Genomic DNA, 228 nt, shown 5'->3' with positions numbered 1-228 from the left:
TCAACAACCCGAAGAACGAGTGGCTGTTCAACGAGTCCTGGGGTGTCGACGTCGCGGTCTCCACCCCGCGCCTGATGTCGGCGCTGGTCGAGGAGGCGGTGAGCGTCGGTGATCTGGTCCGGCTGCTGCGCTTCAGCCACGGCGACGCCAACCTGGTCGAGCTGACGCTGCCCCCGGAGTCCGCCCTGGCCGGTATCCGGGTCAGCGACGTGGACTGGCCCGAGGACA

The 228-nt window shown here is 68.4% G+C and carries 1 protein-coding gene; it reads left to right on the top strand.

Translation table 11 applies throughout. The annotated features are described in order from the left end of the window. A partial coding sequence (locus MFF21_RS23875) for a potassium channel family protein (protein ID WP_238315067.1) occupies positions 1–228 on the top strand: 228 nt, incomplete at both ends.

The organism is Methylobacterium organophilum, assembly GCF_022179465.1.
Taxonomy (GTDB): Bacteria; Pseudomonadota; Alphaproteobacteria; order Rhizobiales; family Beijerinckiaceae; genus Methylobacterium; species Methylobacterium organophilum.
The sequence above is the reverse complement of the archived record's forward strand: the minus strand, read 5'-3'. Positions and strand labels throughout refer to the sequence as shown.